General features: G+C 44.7%; 18 protein-coding genes. 8 read left to right on the top strand and 10 right to left on the bottom strand.

All coding sequences use genetic code 11. From position 1 onward, the window contains the following. Positions 1-305: 305 nt before the first annotated feature. Complete coding sequence (locus QT987_RS04795) at positions 306-758, bottom strand: cupin domain-containing protein (protein ID WP_333237748.1); 453 nt, start codon at positions 756-758, stop codon at positions 306-308. Positions 759-971: 213 nt separating this feature from the next. Beyond that, positions 972-1,742: a cysteine hydrolase family protein gene (locus QT987_RS04790; protein WP_333237745.1), complete on the bottom strand. Its 771-nt coding sequence runs from the start codon at positions 1,740-1,742 to the stop codon at positions 972-974. Positions 1,743-1,951: 209 nt separating this feature from the next. On the opposite strand from QT987_RS04790, the gene QT987_RS04785 reads away from it, so the two are divergent. The 6 genes from QT987_RS04785 (at position 1,952) to QT987_RS04760 (ending at position 9,110) form a co-directional block, all read left to right on the top strand. Next, on the top strand, positions 1,952-3,397 hold the full coding sequence (locus QT987_RS04785; RefSeq protein WP_333237742.1) for an amidohydrolase: 1,446 nt from the start codon (positions 1,952-1,954) through the stop codon (positions 3,395-3,397). 113 nt (positions 3,398-3,510) lie between these two features. Next, entirely contained in the window at positions 3,511-4,650 is a 1,140-nt protein-coding gene (locus QT987_RS04780) for a serpin family protein (protein WP_333237740.1), read from the top strand. A 131-nt stretch (positions 4,651-4,781) separates the two neighbouring features. Further along, a complete protein-coding gene (locus QT987_RS04775; protein ID WP_333237737.1) occupies positions 4,782-5,984 on the top strand; it encodes a glycoside hydrolase family 10 protein in 1,203 nt (400 codons plus the stop codon). 14 nt (positions 5,985-5,998) lie between these two features. Beyond that, positions 5,999-6,676, top strand: coding sequence for a TIGR02117 family protein (locus QT987_RS04770; RefSeq protein ID WP_333237735.1), 678 nt, complete (start codon positions 5,999-6,001; stop codon positions 6,674-6,676). A gap of 131 nt (positions 6,677-6,807) precedes the next feature. Then, complete coding sequence (gene hisA / locus QT987_RS04765) at positions 6,808-7,581, top strand: 1-(5-phosphoribosyl)-5-[(5-phosphoribosylamino)methylideneamino]imidazole-4-carboxamide isomerase (RefSeq protein ID WP_333237733.1); 774 nt, start codon at positions 6,808-6,810, stop codon at positions 7,579-7,581. A gap of 158 nt (positions 7,582-7,739) precedes the next feature. Beyond that, complete coding sequence (locus tag QT987_RS04760; protein WP_333237731.1) at positions 7,740-9,110, top strand: cation:proton antiporter; 1,371 nt, start codon at positions 7,740-7,742, stop codon at positions 9,108-9,110. A 144-nt stretch (positions 9,111-9,254) separates the two neighbouring features. On the opposite strand, the gene QT987_RS04755 is transcribed toward QT987_RS04760, so the two are convergent. From QT987_RS04755 to QT987_RS04725, 8 genes are all read right to left on the bottom strand, one after another. Further along, the gene (locus QT987_RS04755) at positions 9,255-12,086 is read right to left on the bottom strand and encodes a PAS domain S-box protein (RefSeq protein WP_333237729.1); all 2,832 of its coding nucleotides are present in this window, start codon (positions 12,084-12,086) and stop codon (positions 9,255-9,257) included. Between the two features lie 41 nt (positions 12,087-12,127). After that, positions 12,128-13,132: a BMP family protein gene (locus tag QT987_RS04750; RefSeq protein WP_333237726.1), complete on the bottom strand. Its 1,005-nt coding sequence runs from the start codon at positions 13,130-13,132 to the stop codon at positions 12,128-12,130. Positions 13,133-13,339: 207 nt separating this feature from the next. Then, complete coding sequence (locus tag QT987_RS04745; RefSeq protein ID WP_333237724.1) at positions 13,340-15,514, bottom strand: glutamine synthetase III; 2,175 nt, start codon at positions 15,512-15,514, stop codon at positions 13,340-13,342. A 1,000-nt stretch (positions 15,515-16,514) separates the two neighbouring features. After that, positions 16,515-17,789 (bottom strand): alpha/beta hydrolase, encoded by a 1,275-nt coding sequence (locus tag QT987_RS04740; protein WP_333237722.1) that lies wholly within the window; start codon positions 17,787-17,789, stop codon positions 16,515-16,517. 216 nt (positions 17,790-18,005) lie between these two features. Further along, positions 18,006-18,395: a hypothetical protein gene (locus QT987_RS04735; protein WP_333237719.1), complete on the bottom strand. Its 390-nt coding sequence runs from the start codon at positions 18,393-18,395 to the stop codon at positions 18,006-18,008. A 68-nt stretch (positions 18,396-18,463) separates the two neighbouring features. Then, positions 18,464-19,333: a hypothetical protein gene (locus QT987_RS04730; protein WP_333237717.1), complete on the bottom strand. Its 870-nt coding sequence runs from the start codon at positions 19,331-19,333 to the stop codon at positions 18,464-18,466. A 17-nt stretch (positions 19,334-19,350) separates the two neighbouring features. Next, complete coding sequence (locus QT987_RS29850) at positions 19,351-19,758, bottom strand: deaminase domain-containing protein (protein WP_445299597.1); 408 nt, start codon at positions 19,756-19,758, stop codon at positions 19,351-19,353. A 252-nt stretch (positions 19,759-20,010) separates the two neighbouring features. Next, positions 20,011-20,613, bottom strand: coding sequence for a 2OG-Fe(II) oxygenase (locus QT987_RS04725; protein ID WP_333055556.1), 603 nt, complete (start codon positions 20,611-20,613; stop codon positions 20,011-20,013). 245 nt (positions 20,614-20,858) lie between these two features. On the opposite strand from QT987_RS04725, the gene QT987_RS04720 reads away from it, so the two are divergent. Both QT987_RS04720 and QT987_RS04715 read left to right on the top strand, forming a co-directional pair. Beyond that, positions 20,859-21,080 carry a hypothetical protein gene (locus tag QT987_RS04720; RefSeq protein ID WP_333237715.1) on the top strand — a complete coding sequence of 74 codons (222 nt, stop codon included), beginning with the start codon at positions 20,859-20,861 and terminating at the stop codon, positions 21,078-21,080. A gap of 183 nt (positions 21,081-21,263) precedes the next feature. After that, the gene (locus QT987_RS04715; protein WP_333055558.1) at positions 21,264-21,623 is read left to right on the top strand and encodes a group 1 truncated hemoglobin; all 360 of its coding nucleotides are present in this window, start codon (positions 21,264-21,266) and stop codon (positions 21,621-21,623) included. Positions 21,624-22,032: the final 409 nt, after the last annotated feature.

Here is a 22,032-nt window from a genome sequence, read left to right as displayed (position 1 = left end):
ACAAACCTGATAATTGTTCGTAGGGACACGGCACTGCCCATTGGTGTCCAATTAACGTACAACCCATATTCCGGCAGGGGTTTCAACCCCTGCCTCAAAGCTAAAGTCCTCTAAAGAGGACTAAGAAAAACACTTTTCAACTCATTAGTCCTCTTTAGAGGACTTTAGCTATTAGACAGGGACTTCAGTCCCTGGCGGAATGGCGGGTGCGCGGGAGGACTGGCGGACTGATAGCTTAAGTTGACACGCTTTGGGCAATGCCGTGTCCTGTATTTCATCCAATTAAAAACTGCTATACTACAAACCTAGCACGATACGAGTACATCCGATCGCCCAAGAACTCTCATATCTTCCTCATCGAGTTCGACTGGTGTACCGCTGCGAATTAGTTCCACAAAATCCTCATTCGGCACCATGATGCACAAAGTGTACAAACGTCCACTGCCCGTATTCTCAATTACGTGAGTGGCAGTTGGGGGCACTAACAAACTATCTCCAGGCTGAATACTAACTGTTTTGCCGTCGCAGGTTGCTTGCCCTCTTCCTTTGAGTACAAAAAACATTTCTACTGCGAATTGATGGCGGTTGGGAGGAGTTTTGCCCCCCACATCGAAAATCTCCACGCAAACTGTTAATGAAACATTAGCTATTACCGGATCGAAGACGATAGCTAATCTATTAGTATCGCCCGGACTGATGCGAAATGCTTGGTAGTCTTTCGGAGACTTGATAACAGGAATCACGCACTGGTTTGTCATTTTTTTATTGTTAGTTGTCAGTGGTTATGTTTCTGCTGTCATTAGTGAGAATCCAGAGTCATTAGTCCGCCGCTCAACCTCCAAAGTTTATTGATTTCACAGGAGAGTTCGCTGTCAGAGCAGGAAGCGAGATATATAGGCTTTGCTGTGCGGGACTCTCGCACTCCTAAAAAACGCTTTTTATACTCCAGAGGGATACTCCCCTGATGACTGCTATTTAATTGCTTCTAACATAGCCTGAGAATCCGACAAAAAGCCAAAACATTGTTTAACGTTATAAAGAGTAGCTTGCCAGCAATACTCGGGAGATGTCGTAGCTGTACAATCTTTGACTAAAATACAGTCGTAACCGAGGAAATTAGCATCTTGCAGGGTAGCCATGACGCACTGATCGGCGTTTACTCCTCCAAAGAAAAGTGTAGTTCTGCCAAGGTTCCGCAAGATACTATCTAAAGGAGTATCCCAAAAGCCGCTCATCCGATATTTATCAACGCAAATATCCTCCGGTTTGGGTTTTAATTCATCGACAACTGCGGCCGCCCAACTCCCTGCCATCAGTACAGGTGCGTTGTTTTTTGGCAGCGGATCTCCCAAACCTATGCCGTCCCCTGTGGGATTGTAAACGTGACGGGAAGCTGCACTAATATTGAGCAAATCCGGGCGGTTTCCCCAGTTTATCCAAATAATTGGTACTGCGTGCGATCGCAATTTGGGCAGCAAATTTGTTAAAGGATTAATTGGAGTTCTGGCGGGCGTTACATCTACGCCGATATGTGCTAGCCAACCGTCGGGATGACAGAAATCGTTTTGCATATCTATCACCAACATTGCTGCTTTTGCTAAGTCCAAACGCAGGGTTTTAGTTTCTGTTTCCAGGGTAACAGGTTGAGGCGCGATCGGCGATCGGGTGATATCGGCAATTTTGGCATCAACTTTCCAAGCATTCGGCGGTACGCCCAAAGTGCGGAGAGAATCAGGATTCATATAGATTGTGATTCAAAAACAATTTCAATCTTATAACTATTTGATGGTTACTAACTTGTCATATCTTAAATCTTTGCTATAATTAAGTATCCGTGGCAACTTTTTGAGAAATTTTAGGATTTATTAACTTTATTACAGGCGATCGCCTATGTTAGCGCCTGGGAATCATACAATAAAAATCAATGTAAATTTACAAAAAGGGTAAATCTATGAGCTTTACAATTCAAAATGCTTTAATTCCGGTTGATAGTGGTTATGAAACTGCAGATGTGCAAGTGGTGCATAATTGCATAAGTGCGATCGCGCCCAATAACCCCCCCTTTAATTCCCCCCCTTACCAAGGGGGGGATAGGGGGCGTCAAACAGTTATTAACGGCAAAAATAAGCTGCTGCTACCCGGTTTTGTCAACGCCCACACTCACTCTTCAGAAATGTGGCAACGAGGCATTATTCCCCCTTTGCCCCTGGAGTTGTGGATTGCCGAATTATACGATTTTACACCTCTCGATCCCGAACAAGTTTATTTGAGCGCCTTGGGAACTGCGGTAGAAACATTGCTGTCGGGCGGTACAAGCGTAGTCGATCATTTAGTTTTGATTCCGGGGCAAGAATTAGAGACAATCGCCGCAGCAGTTCGCGCTTATCAAGAAATCGGTATCCGCGCTTTTATCGGGCCGTTAATTCAAGATGAATCCCTGACAGCGGGAATGCCTGCGGGCGATAGCGGCATCGAACACGCGGCTTACATTCGATCGACTAAGGCAACTTTGGAATTAATGGAAACAGCCATAAAACAGTTTCACCATCCCGAAAAAGGTGTTAATATGTTGTTGGCGCCGACGGGAATTCAACTGTGTTCTGATGCTTTGTTTCAAGGCTGCATCGATTTGAGCGATCGCTACAATCTTTGCCGGCACGCCCACCTCTTAGAAACGCCCGCGCAAAAACAGTTAGCTTACGAAAAATACGGCTGTAGCGCTGTCGAACACCTGCAAAAAATTGGTTATTTGAGTCCCCGAACTTCCTTAGCGCACTGCGTTTGGCTGGACGATTCCGACATTGCGATTATGGCCGAAACTGGAGCAACAGTCGTACACAATCCCCTCAGCAACTTGCGCCTGGGAAGCGGCATTGCACCGATTTTGAAATACCGTCAAGCCGGAGTCAACGTATCTTTTGGCTGCGACGGCGCTGCTAGCAATGACTCTCAAGATTTGCTGGAAGCGATTAAAATTGGTTCGATTTTGCACAATATCACGGATTTGGATTACCGCCAATGGATTACACCGCGCCAGTCTGTAGAAATGGCATCGCTGGGAGGAGCAAAAGGCTTGAATCTCGCCGATGAAATGGGTTCGCTGACAGTCGGGAAAAAAGCAGATTTTGTGCTGTATGATTTAACCAGTTTATCATTGCTGCCGCGCACCGATCCGATCGGCTTGCTAATATTGGGACGCCCGACTAATGCGGTAGACAGCGTTTGGGTAAACGGCAAGCAAATTGTCGCAGAAGGTAAGGTGAAAACGATCGATGTTGATGCTTTGAGGCGGGAATTATTCGATCGCAGCGAGTGGACTAGCAAGCGTCAATCGCAAACAGTAAGTGAAATAGAAGCCCACTATCGAAAAGTCATGAACCTGCAAGGTTATTCTTAAAAAATTCACCAATAGAATATGATATCATGTCCGGTAGAATCACATAATTAGCGCCGCCACTAAAAATTAACGCAATCAACCTCGCAAATCCCAATCACTCAGAAGCACTAGCCATGACACCCCCTAACAACCAGATAAATGTAGACGCCAGACTTGTTGCAGCTAATACCAAATTTGGTTTTAACTTGTTGAACACCCTCAGCAAACAACAGCCGAATCAAAATATCTTTATTTCCCCTACTTCTGTCGCCCTCGCACTATCAATGACATACAACGGAGTAAGCGGAGAAACGAAACAAGAAATGACAAAAGTTCTCGAATTAACGGGAATGACTCCCCAAGAAATCAACTCAGCAAATCAAGCTTTGCAAAATAGTTTGCAGAAAGTTGACCCCACTGTCCAAGTATCAATTGCCAACTCGCTTTGGGCGAAACAAGGCTTCTCCTTCAAACCAGAATTTCTGCAAACAAATCAAGAATACTACAAAGCTAATCTTACCGAACTCGACTTTATGAATCCGCAAGCTCCCAGCATCATTAACGACTGGGTAAGCCAAAAAACTCAAGGAAAAATTGATCGAATAGTCAATCAAATTAGCCCCGATCAACTCTTGTTTTTGATTAACGCCATCTATTTCAAAGGCAACTGGGAAACGCCCTTTGATAAATCTCAAACTGCCAACAAAACTTTCTCTTTGCCCGATGGCACTTCCAAGCAGCATCCGATGATGTCTCAGGCAGGCAGTTATGGGTACTACGAAACAGACAAATTTCAAGCAGTCAGTTTACCTTACGGAGAAGAACGCGCTCTGGCTATGTATATTTTCTTGCCCGATTCCAATAGCAATTTGGCAACTTTCTTGCAGGAATTAACACCAGAAAACTGGAATCAATGGATGCACTTTTTGAAATTTGGGAGGGAAGATGGAAGAATTGAAATACCGCGCTTCAAAATGGAGTATGAAGTTGAACTCAACAGCACACTCATAGCTTTGGGAATGGCAGGAATTTTTGATATCTCAAAAGCCGACTTTTCTCCGATGACTGATGACAACGTAGCAGTAGATTCAGTAAAACACAAAACCTTTGTGGAAGTGAACGAAGAAGGTACAGAAGCAGCCGCAGTGACTTCAATGGAGGTAAGCTTCGGTGTGCCTTTTCAAATGAATGTAGACCGTCCATTCTTTTGTGCCATTCAAGACCATACTACAGGAACAATATTATTTATGGGTACCATCGTTGACCCCCAATAATATCAAAAATAGTAGGTGCGTCAGGAAATGTTCGATCGACTTTTAATCAAATAACCCTAGCTGACGCACCCTAACAAGCTAATTATACGGTAAAATATCAGTCTAAAAATAATCATATTTGCGACAAATTGATGATTAAACTGCACAAATGGCAGCGGATACTGGCTTTAATAGTTGTTTTTACGATCGCCCTTACCTCCTCCGCCATATTATCCCCGCGTTTGTTGGCTCAAACCCCGCCCAAAGCCCCAACAACCGAATTGCGCGGCGTCTGGCTGACTAACATTGACAGCGACGTTATCTTCTCCCGCAACAACATCATTGACGCTGTAAATCGACTGGATCAACTCAATTTTAATACCATCTATCCCACGGTGTGGCAAGGAGGCTATACGCTTTATCCCAGCGATGCAGCCCAACGAGTATTCGGACAGTCGATCGACCCCTCGCCCGGATTGAAAGACCGAGACATCCTCAAAGAAATTATAGCACAATCCCGCCAAAAAGGTATAGCAGTAATCCCCTGGTTTGAGTTTGGTTTCATGGCTCCCGCCGAATCGGAATTAGCCACACTTCACCCAGAGTGGCTGGCGCAGCGGCGCGACGGTTCAACTATTTGGAAAGAAGGCAAACACGATCGAGTTTGGCTGAATCCCTTTCATCCCGAAGTCCAGCAATTCATCTCAGATTTAATTCTAGAAATTGTCGATAATTATGATATAGATGGCATTCAATTTGACGACCATTTCGGCTTGCCCGTAGAATTTGGCTACGAGCCGTTAACCGTGTCAATGTATCAGCAACAAATCAAAAGTCCTCCCTCCAACGACCCCCGCGAAACCTTCTGGGTGCGCTGGCGCGCTGACAAAATCAACGACTTCGTGGGCAGAGTTTCCCGCGCCATCAAATCCCGCAAAGAAAAATGTATTGTCAGCTTATCTCCGAACCCTTTTCACTTTGCTTTACCCGCCCACTTGCAGGACTGGTTTACCTGGGAAAGACGCGGCTACATCGACGAAATTGTGTTGCAGGTTTATCGCAGCGATATCAAGCGTTTTAGTGCCGAACTGGAACGGGAAGAAGTTAAACTGGCTAAACTTAATATTCCAACTGCGATCGGCATTTTAACAGGTCTTAAAAATAATTCTGTTCCCCTCAAACAAATTCAAGAACAAGTGCAAGAAGTGCGAAAAAGAGATTTCGCTGGCGTGTCGTTCTTTTTCTACGAAAGTTTGTCGAATTGGGCGAAGGAAACCCCGGAACAGCGCAATTCTGCCTTGCAAGAATTCTTTCCCACAAAGATGCAGCGCCCGCCCTCAGAAGCCAGAATTTGAAACCCACGGTTAAAATGAGAAAAAGCATACAGCGCTTAGGAATTGTCATCTTATCTTTAAGCGCTTTCCTAACAATTGGCTATCTCACTCCCACAAAGTGGGGAAATTACTCGCAAGCAGATTGCACCATGTCTCTATACGTTTCCAGCCAAGGCATTCACACCGAAATCATTGTTCCAGTTAAAAATAAATATTTTGACTGGAATCAATTTTTACCGCTAATAGAAATAGGGCGGGATGCGAATTATGATTATAAATATTTGTCTTTTGGCTGGGGAGATCGAGCTTTTATGTTGGAAACTCCCACATCAGCAAGTATCAACCCAGTTACAGCTTTCAAAGCTCTATTTCTCCCTACTCCGTCTACCCTACACGTTCAAAGTTATCGGGTTTTCCCCCAAAGTATAGAAACCAAATGTGTAAAAATTAGCGGCGAAAATTATCTGAGACTGGTAAAATTTATTAAAAATTCATTCCAATTAGACGCAGCAGGTAATAAAATTAAAATTAGCTACGGCTACGGCAACAGCGATAGTTTTTATGAAGCAAAAGGCAGTTACTCTATTTGGAAAACTTGCAACGACTGGACGGCCGAAGCTTTGCAACAAGCCGATGTCAATACTCCTTTATGGTCAACGCTTTCTGCGGCGATTATGTTTCATTTAAATAGCGGCTGCGAATGTCAAAGATAAATGGTATTAACGAATGGTAATAATGTTTTACTTTAGCTTATAAAATTTATAATAAATGATTATGTATGGGTGGGATGTTAAAGTTGCATTGTGTTTTTTAACTGGTATAATTAGCAATTTGAGCAAAAATCATGAATGTAATTCCAGCGATCGACTTATTGGATGGAAAATGCGTCAGATTGTATCAGGGAGACTACGCGAAGTCTCAAACTTTTAACGACAACCCCGTCGAAGTCGCGAGACAGTGGGTAAATGAAGGCGCGACAATGCTGCATTTAGTAGACCTCGACGGCGCTAAAGCCGGTCATCCAGTCAACCAAGCAGCCATTGAAGCGATCGTCCGATCAGTAGACGTTCCCTGTCAAGTAGGTGGGGGAATGCGCGATCGCGCTTCTGTTGCTGGTATCCTTAATTTAGGCGTTCGGCGCGTCATTCTCGGCACTGTCGCCGTCGAACAACCGCAATTAGTCGGCGAATTGTGCGCCGAATTTCCCGATCGAATTCTGGTTGGCATCGACGCCAGAAATGGTAAAGTTGCTACTAGAGGCTGGCTAGAAACTTCGGAAGTTTTAGCGACAGAATTGGCGCAAAAAATGGCCGAGTTAGGGGCGGCTGAAATTATTTACACCGACATTCACCGTGACGGTACTATGGAAGGGCCGAATTTGGACTCTTTACGCGAAATTGCTAACGCTATTTCGATTCCGGTGATTGCTTCCGGTGGCGTTAGTTCGATCGCCGATTTGTTGAGTTTGCTGGCTTTGGAACCAATTGGTGTCAAAAGTGCGATCGTCGGTAGGGCAATTTATACCGGCGATATCTTGCTAAAAGAAGCAATTCAAGCAGTCGGACAAGGGCGGTGGCAGGATGTACCCCCAGATTTGGGTTCTTCAAGCTTTGCTTGATAATCATGTCGAGTTAACTGGCTACCCAATATGTAACAGTTATCAATTTTCCGACTCACAATCAACAGTCAACAGTCAACAGTCAGCGTAGAATCGTATTTCTTACCATCATCGTAACCATGTTTTTGAACCATACAATTACAGCTTTAAGTTCTGGTATGGCATCCCTAGTTGCTCCCATACCTTTGTTAGCAACAGTCGAAGCCGAAAATTCGCCGATCGTTCTGAGCGGAGTTTTGCTCACTTTGGTAGTGATTTATCTCGCCAGTAAATTAGGCGCGGAAGCGGCTAAAAAGTTCGATTTGCCACCGGTTTTGGGTGAACTTGTAGCAGGGGTAATTGTTGGCGTATCTGCTTTACACCTGGTCATTTTTCCCGAAGCAGGGCTGTCAGCCTCAGACTCAGGGATTATGACAGTTGTGCAATCGATTAATCATCTGTCTCCTGCCGCCCTCACCAGTGTGTTTGAATCGCAGAGTGAAGTCATTTCAGTGCTGGCTGAAATAGGCGTGATTATTCTGCTGTTTGAAATTGGCTTAGAGTCGGATATCAGACAACTCAAAGAAGTGGGGGTTCAAGCCGTCGTTGTCGCCTGTGCCGGCGTGGCAGTTCCCTTTGCCGCTGGTACTGCGGGCTTGATGATAATTTTCCACACGGCGGCGATTCCGGCGATTTTTGCGGGGGCTGCTTTGACGGCAACCAGCATCGGAATTACCTCCAAAGTTTTGTCGGAATTAGGACAACTCAAATCTAAAGAAGGTCAAATCATTGTTGGTGCAGCGGTGATTGATGATGTGCTAGGAATTATTGTCCTGGCTGTTGTCGCCAGTTTAGCGAAAACCGGTGAAATTGATGTTGTTAATGTCATCTATTTGATTGTCAGTGCAACTGCGTTTCTGTTGGGTTCTATTCTGTTGGGCGGCATCTTCAACAAAAGCTTCACTGCGGTGGTGGAGAAACTCAAAACTCGCGGCAATATAGTCATCCCGGCATTTGTCTTTGCTTTCTTCATGGCTTTTCTGGGCAACGCAATTCATCTCGAAGCGATTTTGGGTGCGTTTGCGGCTGGTTTGGTGTTGGATGAAAGCGATGCCCGCAACGAGTTGGATGAACTGGTGAAGCCGATCGCGGATTTGCTGGTTCCCATCTTTTTTGTAACCGTGGGAGCTCGCGCGGATTTGGGGGTTTTGAACCCAACAGTGCCAGATAATCGGGCTGGCCTTTTGATTGCCGTATTTTTGATTGTGGTTGCGATTTTGGGCAAGCTGATTACTGGTTGGGTGGTGTTTGGTCTGCCGGGAATCAATCGATTGGCGATCGGAGTGGGGATGATTCCTCGGGGCGAAGTCGGGTTAGTTTTTGCTGGCATCGGTTCCGCGAGTGGGATTTTGGATAAACCGTTAGAAGTCTCGATTATTATCATGGTGATTCTGACGACATTTTTAGCGCCGCCTTTTCTGCGGGTTGCCTTTGGCGATACGGTAGAGCCTCCTGCTAGTGGCGAACTTTCTAGCGAGAAAATCGTTTGATTACCGGGTGATATTAAGTCGGTTTTGAGGTGGTTGGGGGCGATCTGCTGGTATTGAATCACTTGGCGGCGATCGTCTCCCTTGCTACTCATTCGCCTCCTGGTTCAGACGGGGTGACAACCACTTCAGAGAATGCGATCGCAGTTATTTACCCACGAGTGCTACAGCACCGCTTTGTAACACAGGAATTTCAATGCGGAACTCTGCTCCTTGATGGGGTTGAGAGAAACACTGGAGTAAGCCACCATGCTTATCAACTACAATTTGATAGCTGATGGATAGTCCTAATCCAGTTCCTTTACCAATTGGTTGGGTGGTGAAGAAGGGATTGAACACCTGTTGTCTAACAGTTTCCGTCATCCCTGGCCCATTGTCTTGAACTTGAATCACCACGTTTTTAGAACAATTGGGCCCAGTTTCCTTTGTGACTAGCTTAGTCCGAATAGTGATGCGACTGGGATTTGTTTGGATGTCTTTTCGAGAACGCTGATTGTCGTAGTTTTCTAAAGCATCGATCGCATTTGCCAGAAGATTCATAAAGACCTGGTTCAACTGTCCGGCATAGCACTCTACCAGCGGTAAGTCGCCGTACTCTTTAACAATTTCAATAGCAGGATGATCCGATTTCGCCTTCAGTCGATTTTGCAAAATCATCAATGTGCTGTCAATTCCCTCGTGGATATCAACTGGCTTCATTTCTGCCTCATCCAGCCGCGAGAAGTTTCGTAGCGACAGGACAATTTCACGAATGCGATCGGCTCCTACCTTCATTGAAGTCAGGATTTTGGGTAAATCTTCACTAATGAAGTCCAGCTCGAACTCTTCAATTTTTTCCTGAATTTCGGTATTAGTTGGATAGGTTTGCTGGTAAAGCTGAATCAACTTTAGTAAATTTTGCGTATAGTCCGCAGTATGGCTCAGGTTGCCATAGATAAAGTTGACTGGATTATTAATTTCGTGAGCAACACCAGCAACAAGTTGCCCCAAACCAGACATTTTCTCTGCCTGAATAAGCTGTGCCTGAGTTTGCTGTAAGGTTTTGAGTGCAACCTCAGCTTCCTCTTTTGCTTGCCTTAATGCAGCTTCGGCTTGCTTGCGCTCAGTAATATCCAGTGCCAAGGATGCAACTCCCACAATCTTTCCAGCATTCCCTACTAAAGGTGTATTGAACCATTCGCAAATAATGGTTTGGCCGTCTTTCGTAATATTTTCGTTGACGCTATAGATTCCTCCAACCTGAACCAACAACTCGTTCATAACTTGATCAACTACCTTTCGGGCAGACGCAGGCACAATTAATTCTGTGACATGGTGTCCGATCGCCTCTTGAGCCGTGTAACCAAAAATCTGCTCGGCCGCTGGATTCCAGGCCGTGACTTGAAAGTTTAAATCCCATTCCACCACGGCCAGTGAAGTTTGGCGGAATAGAAAAGATAGTCGCTGTTCCGACGCTTTGAGTTCTTCTTCTACCTGTTTCCGTTCAGTAATGTCAATGCCTGTTTTGATGATGTACTCAATTTCACCTTGATTATCCAGTAAAGCAGTATCTGACCAGGCAATCAGTCTGAGTTGTTGATCTTTACTCATCCAACTGCCTTCATACTGCTGGGGAAAATTACCAGATTGCAAAGACTCAAAAGTAGTTTTGGCAAGTCCTGCTAAGTCTGAGTTCGGGAACAAGTCCCAAAAGTAGCGCCCTTTCACTTCACTAAACGAGTAATGAGTCATTTGTTCGCAAGCTCGGTTAAAGCGAACGATTTGTCCCTGCGGGTCGAGAACAACTACCAGGGCACCTGCAATTTCAAGAATTGCTGAAACAAAATTCCGTTCCACTTCAACTGCTGTAATCAGTTCCTCTAACTGGGTTGCCATAGTGTTAAAGGCGATCGCCAATGTCCCCAGTTCGTTTTGGCTATCAATGTTGACCCGCGTCTCTAATTCCCCCGCACTGAGTTCAGTAGCTGCCGTGGTTAAGCGCTGGAGTGGCACCACAATTTGCCGAATAAATAGAAAGCCAATGCCAACAGCGACGATCATCACCACCATCAATGAGCCTCCCATAATTGAGAGCATTTGGTAAACGGGAGCATAGGCCTCAGCCGTTGGCAGTTCTACAACCACCGTCCAATTCACGCTCCGAACTAAGGTACTGGCTCCCAATACTTCTACCTGCTTTAGACCCAGATAAACATTAAGGTGCTTAGTATCTTCCGATGCTTTCAAAAATTGAAAAAAGGGACGCTTAGAAATATCTTGAAACTGAAAAGTTTCTGGCTTACTACCCTTTTGAGCAATGAGAAAATTACGCTCATCAACTACATAGACATAACCCGTCTTGCCAACCTCGATTTGGGAAACAACAAACCAGAGAAAGTTGAGATTTACCTGCGCTAATAGCACCCCATCCACCTCATCTCGCTCATTCCGAATCGGAACCGCCAAAATGGTTGTGGGTTGGTTTGTTTGAGGATTAATTTCTACAGGACTGACATAATCTTCCTGTTGTTTAAAAGCACGAATAAACAGTGGCGAATTGGCTGGATTTTCTAACTTGAACGGTTCGTAGGGTGAAACTGACGTGACAACTTGTCCCTTCCGGTTCAAAATGGCAACGGCTTCATAAGCATCATGATGACGAATTAACCCTTCCAACAGGCTCTGCTGCGCTTGAGGTTGAAAGTTTGTGAGTCCTTTAACCCTAGCTAAATAGCTCAGTTTTCGTTTCAAGTCATCTAAATAATTATCAATCTGCCCTGCTGCTGTCTGGCTACGCTCTTCTTGGAGCGATCGCGATTGCTGGATCTGCGCCTGAAAGCTGAGGTAGATCAGCAAACCACCTGTGGGCAGTAAGCTCAGGAGAACCAAAAATATCAAACCATAGCGGAGCTGATTTGCAATAGAAAAGAAGCGTTGCCAGGGATGAGAACGGGAGCTTCTGGCGATCGGCAGAACGCGCTCGTTGCGTTGATTTTGCATCGGACTTAGAATCAATATTTGTAAACCAATTAATCGGTACACTAAGGAGAAACATCAATTTGGCCAGTCGTCACAGCATCTCGGATAATCTTGAAAGTGTCCTCTTCCTGAGACGTGAGACTACCACGGAAAGGGGCAAAGTCGTAGATTTTTTCCTTGAGCCCAAACTTGTAAAGTTTTCCTTCCCAGCGACCTTCCTGGGTTAACACCGCCGCATTGAGCACCAGATTGGGAATGTCCTCCAGAACGCTAGTTAGGACTTTGCCGGGAGCCAGTTTGTACTGATCCTTTCCCCAACCAATTACAAGGACTCCTGGCTTTTGCGTAACGGCTTTTAGCGCGGCTAACCCTGCCTCATCCGCGTTGATTGTCAAAACATCTACTCCAGATGCAACCATATCCGTTGCCACTTTGGTGGCTTTGTCCGTATCACTCCAAGTGTTGAGAAAAGCAGTCGAGGCTTGAACAGAGGGATTCGTTGCCTTCACTCCCCGCCTAAACAAGGCTTCTTCTTCTTGGTAAACCGGATAAGGTGCACCCACAATATAGCCAACTTTATTGCTTTTGGTCTTCATGGCAGCCAAAGCGCCTGTGAGGTAGCCCACCTCACCCGATCGAAAGGCAACAGCCCCCAAATTTCTGTTATTCCCTGGATGCGTTGTAATCAGGGCAAATTTCGTTCGCGGAAATTCTTTAGCGACCTTTTCGGCAGCTTTGATATAGGCACCACTGGCGGCAATTACCAGGTCATAGCCTGACTGGGCATATTTGCGAATGGCAGCTTCACTATGTTCACCGTCAATTTTGTCAGTAATGTCTACCTGAGCATTAAATTTATCTTTGATTAGATTCAATCCTTCAAAGCAGGATTGAGCCCAACTGTGGTTATCTTTAGGTCCTATGGTGACCATTGCCACTCTAAAGCTGCTAGAGGTACTTGCTTCCGGGGAAGAGTTTACGTTCGGAGTCGATCGACTGCAACCGATCGCAAAAATCAGAGCTAGAGCCGCCAGAGTCATTTGTTTCAAGAGAGATTGAATTCGCATAATAGCTTTTCGCAGCAATATTACTTTTTCTACGCCGATAAATTTGTTGAAGGGTATCTCAACAATTTTTACAACTCTTACTCTAGCTCGCACTTAATGACTCTGGCCGATTCAGCGTACCACTCATTTAACCTCAAAAACAAGTAAGGACACGGCACTGCCGTGTCCTTACAACTCTAACCTGCAATTAACCGAATTTGTTTGCTCTTACTTAACAAACAGCATTTCTTGATAAGTAGGCAGAGGCCACAAATCATCAGCCACTTCACCTTCCAGGGCATCCGCATACTGGCGAACCTCATCCATCAAAGGACGAATTGTTTGCGAAGCATATTGCATATGGTCTTCTGTCGAAGCAAAATCGTGCTTGCTCAAAGCAGCGCTCAACTTGCTTGCAGTATCCATCATGGACTTAAGCAAGACCGCTACTTTTTCGGCAGTTTCCTTTTCCAGTTCAATCCCAATCTCTTTCAATTTAGAAATCGTGCCGGAAAGTTCCGCTAAATACCTCACCGCTGCGGGGTAAATAATGGTTTTTGCGATGCTGATTACCAGTTTTGCTTCGACTTCAATTGCCAGCAAATACTGCTCAGCATAAACATCGTAACGGCTTTCCAATTCAACGGGAGTCAGAACACCTGTCTTTTCAAACAAGTCTTCAATGTATCCTTCCTTCAACACGGGTAAAGCATCTGCCGTAGTCCGCAAGTTAGCTAAACCCCGTTCCTCAACGGCCATTTTGTGCCATTCTTCGGAATAGCCGTCGCCACCAAATACAACCGCACCGTGCTCGTCCATCACTTCTTTGAGAATGGTTTGGATGGCAGCATTCAGTTCAGTTCCCTTAGCCAAATCGCTTTCTAATTTGTTAGCAATCCAGTCCAAAGAATCTGCAAGAATTGTATTCATCGCCACCAGTGGCCCGGAAACAGACTGACCGGAACCTACTGCCCGGAATTCAAACCGGTTTCCAGTAAAAGCAAAGGGCGAAGTCCGGTTTCTGTCTCCAGCATCCTTCATGAAAGTAGGCAGTGTTTCTACACCTAAGTTCATAATTCCCCGACCTTTAGAGTCCTTAACTTCTCCCCGGCTAATTTGCCCGAAGATATCTTCTAATTGCGAACCCAAATAGACAGAGATAATTGCTGGTGGAGCCTCATTTGCACCCAATCGGTGGTCGTTGCTGGCAGTAGCAACTACCGCGCGCAATAGCGGCCCGTATTTGTGAACTCCGCGAATCACAGCGCCGCAGAAAACTAGAAATTGTATGTTCGAGTGCGGTGTATCGCCTGGGTCTAATAAGTTTCCTTGGGTGGCATTGCCGATCGACCAGTTGACGTGTTTGCCAGAACCGTTAATGCCAGCGAAAGGCTTCTCGTGCAGCAAACACATAAAACCGTGTTTCTTCGCAGTGTTGCGGAGAATTGTCATGGTTAATTGTTGGTGGTCGCTGGCGACGTTTGCCGCTTCAAAAACTGGTGCAATTTCAAACTGACCGGGAGCTACTTCGTTGTGGCGGGTTTTGGCAGGAATTCCCAGCCGGTACATTCTTTCTTCTACTTCCTGCATGAAGACTTGAACGCGCTCTGGAATCGCTCCAAAATAGTGGTCGTCAAATTGCTGACCTTTGGCAGGAGGTTTGCCAAACAGGGTGCGACCTGCTAGCAGTAAATCGGGGCGGTTGTTGGTGAAATTGGCATCTACCAGGAAGTATTCTTGTTCGGAACCGCAACTGGAATTTACCGGAGCAACTTCGGTATTGCCTAGTAGCTTTAACACTCGAGTTGCTGCTTTGTTCATGGCGGCAATGGAGCGCAAAAGCGGCGTTTTCTTGTCTAAGGCTTCACCTGTCCAGGAGATGAAAACAGTGGGAATGCACAATGTCATGCCGTTGTCTGTTTCCATGACATAAGCAGGGCTGGTGACATCCCAGGCTGTATATCCGCGAGCGGCGGCGGTGGAACGGATGCCGCCGTTGGGGAATGAGGAGCCATCGGGTTCGCCTTGTACGAGAACTTTGCCTGCAAATTCTGAGATGACGGAACCGTCGCCTTGCACTGAGATGAAACCGTCGTGCTTTTCGGCGGTGCCGTTGGTTAGCGGGTAGAATACGTGGGCGTAGTAGAGGGCTCCTTTGGAAATAGCCCAATCTTTCATTGCTACTGCAACTACATCAGCTACGGAAGCATCGAGTTTTTGGCCAGTTTGAACGGTGTTTTTTACTGATTTGAAAATGCTTTTGGGCAGACTTTCTTGCATCTTGCTCAGAGTAAAAACGTCTGTTGCCCACATATCTTCTAGCCGCTTGGGAGGCCGACTAGGCATCAGTTTGCGGTTGACGATTTGAGAAATTGCTTGAACGCGCGATTCGTTTCCACTCATGGTTATTTTTATTGGTATTGCGGGACGAGTAGTTGAGAAAAAATAGATGTTAGCAAAAGTCTAACGATTGACGAATATGTTGGATTTACCTAAGATTTTGCACCATTCTCAATAACGGGCAAGATGCCCGTTCCACAAGAGATCAATTTTCTCGCTTCACAGGCCGTCCAGCCTGTTCATAAAAGGCTAATTGAGAATGGTGCAACATATGAGATTTACCCAACATTTTTTGTCAAAGCTAACTTTTGCGAGAATGCCTTTTTTGGCAGGCTCTACAAGATTGGATGAGCGAGGCGCAATCACTTCGCCGTCCACCGGGCGTGAGAATCCAGTGTGAGATGCGGTTGGATTTCGGTTATTAGCAAGAAGATAGATGGCAAGAGCCTGTACAAACTTGAGTCAACATTATAGATGTCTGCACTGCACAAATTTAGTAATTAATCTTTACCCTGGTCAGCTCAAAAATTTTGTGCGAATCAATTCCGATGAATTCAGGTCAAAACTACTTATGGTTTTTAACGGTTCGACGATCGATAAATCGCAGTCCAGCAAACAACGCACTCGTTTAGGAGTTTTGGAGAATTATGGAGAGTACACAATCTACACTTGGAGAGTTTAAACAATCATTAACCAAATAAATGTATTGTATGCTACAGAATTTTAGGTTTTTTTCAGAAAGGTCGATCGCACCAAGCGCACACAACCGCAGGGTTTCAGTTTAACAGGACGCGGGGCGCTCAAACTAAGGGCGATCGTACTCGCATAGGGCATAGGGCATAGGGCATAGGGCATAGGGCATAGGGCATAGGGCATAGGGCATAGGGCATAGGGCATAGGGCATACCTCACTTTCTTAAGAACTGCTATATGATAAATAAAGTCTGGCAACTCTTCTAAAAGTTGGTGCGACAATTTGCCGTAGAAATCTTTACGAGATTTGGGAACTTATTAAACTGTTATAGCCGCAGTTTATTGAGCATAAATGAGTAAGTTGATAGTTTTTATTTAACTGGTTGGTAATCAGAAGACTTCAGAGTATGAGCCAAAAAGCGTTCTGTGTAGTACAAAGCTAATTGATTGCTCGGGCCATTAAAAACTGCATCAAAAGCGTGTTCAGCCCAAGGAATTTCGAGCAAAATAGCCCGTGAAGCGAAGCTATCCCGTAGGGAATCGCCCGTGGCTCGCAATCGTTGGTAGAGCGATCGACCAAACTTGGGCTGAACGATATGGTCGCGACCTGCATAAACCAGTAGAGAAGGGGGAAGATTCGGTTTAATATAATTGATGGGAGAAGCCCGACGGTAAAGCTCGTTGAGTTCGTCTGGGGTTCCTCCCAAAAAGGCACGCAAGACGGCTCGAACATTTATGGCATCAGGAAAAGGTGGGTCATTGTATCCCCGGATCAGGTCATTTGGCCCGTAATAGTTCACCACTGCTCGAACTGGAAGCACACTAGAATCATAAGCAGTTAGCATTGCTAAATGGGCACCTGCAGACCTTCCCATCAAAGCAATTCGATCGAGATCGATGTCCCAATCAGCAGCATGAGTTTTGATATAGGAAAGAGCAGCTTGTACGTCCTCAAGCTGAGCAGGAAATCGATACTTGGGAGCGTGGCGGTAAGCAATTGCAACCACACAATAGCCTTGGGCGGCCATATAACGGCTGAATTCCTCATTGGCATCGGGATTGCCTCTTTGCCAAGCTCCCCCGTAGAGTGTGATAATCGCCGGATATTTGCCAATTTGCATCGGCCGGTAAAGGTTTAATTGTAGTGAAACTCCGTCAGGTTTGGCAAATCCAATAGCCCGATCGATCCTAACCTCTTTGATGGGAATTCCTCGGAACGCATCTGCGAGGATAAACGGTTGAGGGCGTAGCTGCGCGCGATCGGCTTGAGGAAGGGCTGCTAAATAGTTTTCCCCTAAAACTGCTTGCATTTGGGTAGCGATGGCTGCATTGGCTGCTGGGAACTGAATCAGGGGAAGCAGGCCCAGGATGAGGGCGAACAGGTTACAAATCAGTAAAATAATGTAGACTTTGCCTTGATGCCGTCCCAGCAGGTTCAGCAGAAGGGCGATCGTATTGATACCAACCAACCAAGGACTGATTTCTGGTGCTCCCACCGCCAAAGGGTACAGGAACATGGTGGGTGCTGGTACGATGACCCAGAGACTGAGAAATAGGGCGATCGCACTCAGGAACCAAGAAATAAATGGCGAGACTAAGAATGCTGCCAATAAAGGTAACTTTTTGCGGTTCTTCTTGTGGATCATCGGATTTTCGCAGCCTAATTTTTAATCAGTTTAAATTAATCTGGCGGTTTTTATTGGTAAGGCGATCGCCTCTGGCATTTTACCCAGCCTAAACCATCAAAAATTAACCCGTTTTGAATCAGCAAATCTAACAGGATTTTTCGTTATTTTTTCAATATTTATGCTGACTAAACGGGCATTTCCTCAAAGGTTTCCCCATTAATATATAAACATAAATTAATAAGGCTCAAACCTTCTGCTATCATAGTAAAAAGTTAAAAAGGTGCCGTTTTCAACTACGATCCCAAGAATGATATCTAAAGTTTCTAAGAAGTAGGGACTACCAGCTTCCTTATCAGTGCTGATGACAGGTTGATATAATATGGCAATAACAATTGCTGGTTGATTCTTGCGGGGAAGCTTTCTATTTTTTAAGTTTTCCTTCCATTTCACGATTTGTCCAACTTCCAAAGATTCTTTTTTGAGAAAACTTTTACAAACTGATTTAAGCTGGGCAATATATTCCTCTCCATAGTTGTTTTCTTCCTCTTCATTAACATCTTGATCGCGCTCTTTTTCGTGAAGATTTTTCATTATTTCAGCTATAATATCTTCTGGCTTACTCATTGCAGTCCTTCCTTTAACTAAAAATAGTTTCAACGCTATCTTTATATATACTTGCAGTGTTACTTAGATTAACTTGCCCACTTATCAAGTCTAACATCCCCTGGTATCGTGTTTAAATAATCCTCAAATTTGTTAGGGAAAGTTCGCAGGTTTGACCTCTGTCTACTGATAGAAGCTGTCAAGATAATCTTCCACATGGCAGAGCTAATTTCCTCCAATTTATTCATCTGACAAAAACTCTTATTTTTTTCAGTCCCCAATTTATCTAGCGAGTAGATAGAACTAGGAGGCATTAGATACCAGCTTGCTGGTACAACCTCTAGTAGCCACCAATCGAATAATTCACGTCGTCCGTGGGAACCGGGGAAGATTGCATAGCCCTCTAAACAATTCTCTAATATATCTAGTAATGATTCTAAGGATTGATTGTAATCCAAAGTTTTAATCGCACTCCTATAAACATCTAATGCTTCAAATATTATTTGAAAATTTGCCAGTTGTTTATCTTTTGTATAATCAATTTTAATCCCATCTCCTAGAGCATTAAACTCTTCCTCTCTTAGAGCCTTAGAAAACTTTCTTTGAGAATTCAGCATCTTTTCAAGATTTTCTAGGAGCCAGAGTTCTATCTTACTAATAGTTTCTTGTGGAAGCAAGTTTAATGGTTGATAATATTGAACTGTTGGTTCTACAACTGAAGCTAGTATCAGCGCCATCCAAACATAACGAATGTGGCTCAGTGTTTGGTTGTTACTCTGAAACACTTCCAGAATTTCATCTAAAGCATCTTGAAGTGAAGCTGCATCCTCTGCTTCTGGTTCATAGAGTTCTTCATAATGTTGCTGCCCTACCCTACTTAGCGTACCTTGGATGGATTCAGGCAATTGGCGCAACAAGGACAACCTTTTTTCTGTAAGACTGCTGTATTCCAAAGTCATAACTGATTTCTTCCTCTTTAAGATTCGGGTGGATACGGGTAATCCCAGAAAACTTCTATCTTTATGTGCGGGAACTTCTCCTGAAACTGTCTCAAAATGCTATTACAACTTTCACATGGCTGGAACTCAGTATACAGGTAGAGTTGGCCTTCTACTTCAAGATCGTAGAACATCTCAAGAGTATCAGCAATTTGTGACAAAACTTTGTACTCAGCATCAGTATCCATCATACGCTGGGTTCGAGAATCAATAGCTGGCTCGAATTGTCCTCCTGCTGACTTCGGCTGGGGTATTTCCCTAATTGGACTTTTCTTGCCACCTTTAGATGTTGCTGCTGCACAAAAGGCTACACCTCCCTTAACCTGTAGCTCAGCAAGTGCGACATTTCCTTTGCCGGGTGGTTTCTTGAGGTACTGCTGTCGGATTAAAACAGCATTAGCTTGTAAGTCCTCTTTTTTCAGAACTTTAGCTCCTCAACAAACTATATTTATAAAGCTAGCATCATTCTTTGTTTCCTTCAAGGCTTTCGCCCATAATGCTCGGTCTTAAGCCACTCGGATCGCAGTAGTTGTTATGGATAATCTCCTAGCACATAAGTTGGCGGTGATTGAACCCTTGATGCAAGCGGCGGGTTAAGCGTGTCCTGAATTTATCACCCTTCCAGGAGCGAATAAACATTACTTAATTTTTGCTTTCGCGGCCCTAGATTCCACTGTGAATCCTGGAATATCTTGCAGTTCAGTTTCGCTCAAACTGTACTGTTCGCAAACCAAACTCAAACGAGTGCCGGTACTTTTAACAGCGTTGACAGAGTGAGTCAAATCTCCTTGAAAATAGATTAGCGAGTTGGCTTGTGGCTTAATCTGGCCGACTTGCTGTTTGTTGCGCCGCAGTATCAATTCTCCCCCTTGCAAGTTCGGCGGTACTTGCACGTATAAAACGCTGACGGCTGCGGGAGGTTCAACTGTTTTGCAGTACGATCGCAAGGATCGATCGATATGCGGATCGACGCGGGAACCTTCACCCAGCAACAAAGGGTTGAGGTAAAAAGCATTGCATTCAGGCAGTAATGCTTGGTCTAGATAGGGTTTGAACAAGGGGAACCGCCGTTCTACTTCGGCGATTTCCGCACGTTGAAACACCACGGAAAACCCTTTTGTGCCAATGAAATCGCGATTGAGGTTGTTGATTGCTAGATAAGGGGAGGCTAGAATTGCTCCTCGCAAGTCGTTGAGGTAGTCGATCGAGAAAGCGTTAGGATGTTGACTATAGTATTTCAAGGCACTCAAAAATCATCAAAGTTCAAGGAAACAGCAGATAGAAATGTAGCAATCGCTCAGACTTGGGATTGCTTCGTTTCTCGCAATGAGATAATAATGTTTATTTGTGTCCGCGTACTTAAGTCAAAGGTTTTTCTTAACTGCGGGCGATCGCCCGGAAGTCTCGCAACCGACTAGCAACGGCAGAATATCAGTATACAGGCGATCGTTGTGGTGATTCGATTATATTTGCAGTTTGATTATACATGATGCTGCTGGGAAGCCGATCGCCCATTTATTTTAACTTGTCCAATTGCAGGGGCGATCCTAATTTCCGCGATCGCAGCCGGCCGTTATTTATTCACCGATTTCTTGAGTTTGCTAGCTGGAAAACAGATGCGTGTTGGTGGTGTATAGGAAACATCTTGCTAAAACAAGCAATCCGTGCATTAGGTCAAAATGCTGGGAGGGCGATCGACAATATCTAACTGGCGAGAGAACGTTAATAAAGTTTACAATTAGAGAATGTGGTCTAAGAAATACCAGCAGTCGCAACAGTTACTCAGTAATTATTTCAGATTAAATTAACATTTCACAGTGGAAAAAAGCCAAGCTGCCAGCTATAATTAAAGAGTAAGGGAAAAAAAATAACTCGCTGAAACGATAACGATATGGCAACAACATTGTACGAAAAAATGGGTGGAGAGCCAGCCATTAAAGAGATAGTCGATGATTTTTACCGCGATGTTTTGGCTGACGAGATAGTGAGCCACTTCTTCGATCATACAGACATGGAAAAGCAGCGCCGCCATCAAACTGCTTTTATCTCCTATGCCCTTGGCGGCACCAAGCAATACTCAGGCCGTTCAATGGAGAAAGCACACGCAGGTTTGAATTTACAGCCTGAACACTTTGATGCAATTGTGAAGCATTTGACCGATGCAATAGTTGCCCACGGCGCATCCCAAGAGGATCTCGATGAAGCGCTAGGTAAGATCGCGACTTTGAAAGAGGCTGTTTTGTACAAGTAAGATCGAGTGAATGCAACTGGGTTTTTGCAGCCACTAGAATAGTGATAAAAGTGGAGATTTCGTAATTGTGAAGCGAAAGCTCCACTTTGTTTTTTGCAGGATATAATGAACCGCTTTCGAGGCGAAGGAAGAGAAAAATTCACAATTGAGGCGTTATCAAGAACAGGCAAGATGCCTGTTCCACAAGAAAATTTAGTCTTTGTGGAACAGGCATCTTGCCTGTTCATAAAGCCTGATTTAAAATGAAAAATGGTACAAAGGCTCAGTTATTTTCCACTTAATTTATGGATACCTGTTTCATTTTTTATAGTAGCTTGTTCGGCTAGCCACGGTATCAAGAACAGGCAAGATGCCTGTTCCACAAGAAAATTTAGTCTTTGTGGAACAGGCATCTTGCCTGTTCATAAAG

This window comes from Microcoleus sp. SVA1B4, from assembly GCF_036700545.1.
Taxonomy (GTDB): domain Bacteria; phylum Cyanobacteriota; class Cyanobacteriia; order Cyanobacteriales; family Microcoleaceae; genus Microcoleus.
The sequence above is the reverse complement of the archived record's forward strand: the minus strand, read 5'-3'. Positions and strand labels throughout refer to the sequence as shown.

Coding starts and splice junctions, on each gene's coding strand:
- QT987_RS04750 (WP_333237726.1), bottom strand. CDS start 13,132: ATGCGAATTCAATCTCTCTTGAAACAAATGACTCTGGCGGCTCTAGCT.
- QT987_RS04740 (WP_333237722.1), bottom strand. CDS start 17,789: ATGATCCACAAGAAGAACCGCAAAAAGTTACCTTTATTGGCAGCATTC.
- QT987_RS04735 (WP_333237719.1), bottom strand. CDS start 18,395: ATGAGTAAGCCAGAAGATATTATAGCTGAAATAATGAAAAATCTTCAC.
- QT987_RS04775 (WP_333237737.1), top strand. CDS start 4,782: ATGATTAAACTGCACAAATGGCAGCGGATACTGGCTTTAATAGTTGTT.
- QT987_RS04795 (WP_333237748.1), bottom strand. CDS start 758: ATGACAAACCAGTGCGTGATTCCTGTTATCAAGTCTCCGAAAGACTAC.
- QT987_RS04780 (WP_333237740.1), top strand. CDS start 3,511: ATGACACCCCCTAACAACCAGATAAATGTAGACGCCAGACTTGTTGCA.
- QT987_RS04720 (WP_333237715.1), top strand. CDS start 20,859: ATGATGCTGCTGGGAAGCCGATCGCCCATTTATTTTAACTTGTCCAAT.
- QT987_RS04785 (WP_333237742.1), top strand. CDS start 1,952: ATGAGCTTTACAATTCAAAATGCTTTAATTCCGGTTGATAGTGGTTAT.
- QT987_RS04770 (WP_333237735.1), top strand. CDS start 5,999: ATGAGAAAAAGCATACAGCGCTTAGGAATTGTCATCTTATCTTTAAGC.
- hisA (WP_333237733.1), top strand. CDS start 6,808: ATGAATGTAATTCCAGCGATCGACTTATTGGATGGAAAATGCGTCAGA.
- QT987_RS04715 (WP_333055558.1), top strand. CDS start 21,264: ATGGCAACAACATTGTACGAAAAAATGGGTGGAGAGCCAGCCATTAAA.
- QT987_RS04755 (WP_333237729.1), bottom strand. CDS start 12,086: ATGCAAAATCAACGCAACGAGCGCGTTCTGCCGATCGCCAGAAGCTCC.
- QT987_RS04760 (WP_333237731.1), top strand. CDS start 7,740: ATGGCATCCCTAGTTGCTCCCATACCTTTGTTAGCAACAGTCGAAGCC.
- QT987_RS04790 (WP_333237745.1), bottom strand. CDS start 1,742: ATGAATCCTGATTCTCTCCGCACTTTGGGCGTACCGCCGAATGCTTGG.
- QT987_RS04730 (WP_333237717.1), bottom strand. CDS start 19,333: ATGACTTTGGAATACAGCAGTCTTACAGAAAAAAGGTTGTCCTTGTTG.
- QT987_RS04745 (WP_333237724.1), bottom strand. CDS start 15,514: ATGAGTGGAAACGAATCGCGCGTTCAAGCAATTTCTCAAATCGTCAAC.